Origin of the sequence: uncultured Fretibacterium sp., assembly GCF_938040765.1 — a bacterium.
Classification (GTDB): Bacteria; Synergistota; Synergistia; order Synergistales; family Aminobacteriaceae; genus CAJPSE01.
This window is the reverse complement of record NZ_CALIAA010000196.1, coordinates 1-2,341: the sequence shown is the minus strand read 5'-3', so window position 1 is coordinate 2,341 and position 2,341 is coordinate 1. Positions and strand designations below refer to the sequence as shown.

The following is a 2,341-nucleotide window of genomic DNA, read 5'->3' as shown; positions in this document are numbered from 1 at the left end:
GTTTTTGCCGAGTTGGCCGAGAGCGACGTCTCCTTTGAGGAGTTTCGGGCCTATTGCATGATTGCCGCCTTGAACGCCTACAATAACGTTATGCGCTCCCGCGTTTCCGGGGATAAGGACTCGCAGTCCGGCAACGAATGACGAAAAAACATTGCAGGAGGTAATATGAGATGACGAATGCAAAATGCCTGACGCTGACCTATCTGACGCGCGCCTCTTACGCCTCTTTGAACGGTTCCGACAAGGAGGCCGACAACATCTCCAGCATCAAGAAAATCCGAATGAACGATGGTGAGGAGTATCCGTACAAATCCTCTCAGGCCATTCGCCGAGATCTGCGCGAGCAGCTGGCGGTGCTGGGCTGGGAGCTTTCCGAGGCCGCCTTGGCCAAACAGGCGAAGGGGGCGACGGCGACGTTGGGAGACCCCGCATCCTACATTGACGACGACCTGTTCGGCTTCATGATCGCCGACAAGGTCACGAAAAAACGCACGGGCCCGGTGCGCGTCTCGCCCTTGCTCTCCCTGGAACCCTATCGGGGGGAGCTGGACTTTGCCACGAACTATATGGGCGTCAAGGCTGGCGGAAACCCGAACATCTTCGAGACGGAAATCCACTCCGGTTTTTACAGGGGGACAATCCTGATCGAGTTGGATCGGATCGGGGCTGCCGATGCCGAGACCTACAAACTGGATCTCGAGCCTGGCGAGAGAAAGCGTCGCGTAGCAGCGCTCCTGGATGCTATCCAGAATCTCTGGGGGATCGGACGCCAGAGCCGCTTCCTGGCGGACATCTCACCCAAGTTTGTGGCAGCCGCGTTGATGAAGGTCAAAAATCCTATCTTCATGGAGTGCGTCCGCGTTTGCTTCGAGGAGGACAAGGAGAAGAAAAAATTAAGTTTCGTGGAGCACAACCTGATCGAGAACACCCTTAAGGACTGTGAGGGGGCCGTCGTCCACTGGGTTCTGGGGGAACGCAAGGGCTTTTTCTCCCGTGATATGGCGGCGGCAAAGCCTCTGGGGGAGGCGTTCGATATGATGAGAGGATGGTTGGACGAGGTCTACGGAGGGTAGCCATGTACGGCTTTTTCGTATCGCTTCATGGGATGACGGCCTCCTTTCGAGAGCCCGGTTCTCATCTTTATCAGGCCACGCTGCCCCTGCCCCCCATCTCCGCACTGGTAGGGATGGCCGGGGCTGCCCTGGGGAAATCTTTTGAGAAGGCCTGGCCGTTCTTCAAGGATGCGGGGCTTTTTGTCGGAGTATCGGGGAGAGCCGGAGGAAACGGTATAGACCTTTGGAATTACGACAAGATGGCGGTTCCCAAGGGGAGCGAGGAGTCAGCTCATGCGAAGTTGTACGGACTATCCAAGGTGGTGCGGAAGGATATCCTGAACCGGGAGTTTCTGGCGAACCCTGAATTTGTCGTCTTTTATGCGTTGGAGGATCAAGAAAAAGCGGCTTGCCTGCATTCCGCCTTTAAGGACCCCGTGTATGCCCTTTCACTGGGGAGCAGCGACGACATCGCTCTCGTTCGGGATGTCTCGGCGCTGTGCGCGATTGGAGACGGAGAGGAGAGCGACAGTTTTACGGACACGCTTCTGCCCGGAGACCATGCCGACGACGTCCGGTTCGATTGGGACGCTTTGAAGCGCGCTTGTGTTGTTCAAACGCTGAAAGCGCCCATGGTACGGCCCCTTATCGTGGATTTTGAGTTTAAGGGAGACGAACGTCATGGAAGCCGCTACCGCCTTTTCACTTTTTTGTCGGGGCATCAGCGCATACAGAATCCTCAAAGGGCGTTCCGTTTTCCGAACGTGGTCTCGCCCGTGCCGCTTTATGGCCTGGAGGATGAGGGACAATGACCTTTTATGCCAAAGCTCTGGAGGCGATGGAGGGCACTTACGAATATCACGTGAGAACGTGCCTAGCTATCGCCTCCGAATTCCTGAGGCTCAACCGGGAGGTCTTGGAGAGGGTGTGCTCCTGCTTGGAGATCTCCTATGAAGAATTGACGGCCCTTTGTTTGAGGGCCGTTTTTTTTCATGACATCGGGAAGTTGGGGGATTTCTTTCAAGAACGAATGCGCCGCCGTCTGGGGCCTGATGGGAAGGACGATCCGAAACGTTTTTTTCGTCATGAACTGCTCTCCGCCTGTCTCCTCCATTCGCTTTGGGACAGGAAGAAAGGGGTGTTCCCTTATGATGTCTGGGCTGTCCTGGGACATCACAAAAAGCTGGATCGGGCTTGGTCTGCATTTGTCAGAGAGAGGGATGCCCGAAAGCCCGACAGGCTGACGACGGAACAGATTCAATTTGGGCTGGGCTTCGATGAACGATGGA

3 protein-coding genes are annotated in these 2,341 nt (G+C 55.8%); all 3 read left to right on the top strand.

Annotated features, from left to right (window positions below; translation table 11 throughout):
• The first annotated feature begins 170 nt into the window (after nt 1–170).
• Nucleotides 171–1,073, top strand: coding sequence for a type I-B CRISPR-associated protein Cas7/Cst2/DevR (cas7i, locus tag Q0176_RS06830; RefSeq protein WP_299300594.1), 903 nt, complete (start codon nt 171–173; stop codon nt 1,071–1,073).
• A 2-nt stretch (nt 1,074–1,075) separates the two neighbouring features.
• Nucleotides 1,076–1,864: a CRISPR-associated protein Cas5 gene (locus Q0176_RS06825; RefSeq protein WP_299300591.1), complete on the top strand. Its 789-nt coding sequence runs from the start codon at nt 1,076–1,078 to the stop codon at nt 1,862–1,864.
• On the top strand, nt 1,861–2,341 hold a 481-nt coding region (locus tag Q0176_RS06820), incomplete at its 3' end, for a CRISPR-associated endonuclease Cas3'' (protein WP_366797300.1). The genes Q0176_RS06825 and Q0176_RS06820, both read left to right, overlap by 4 nt.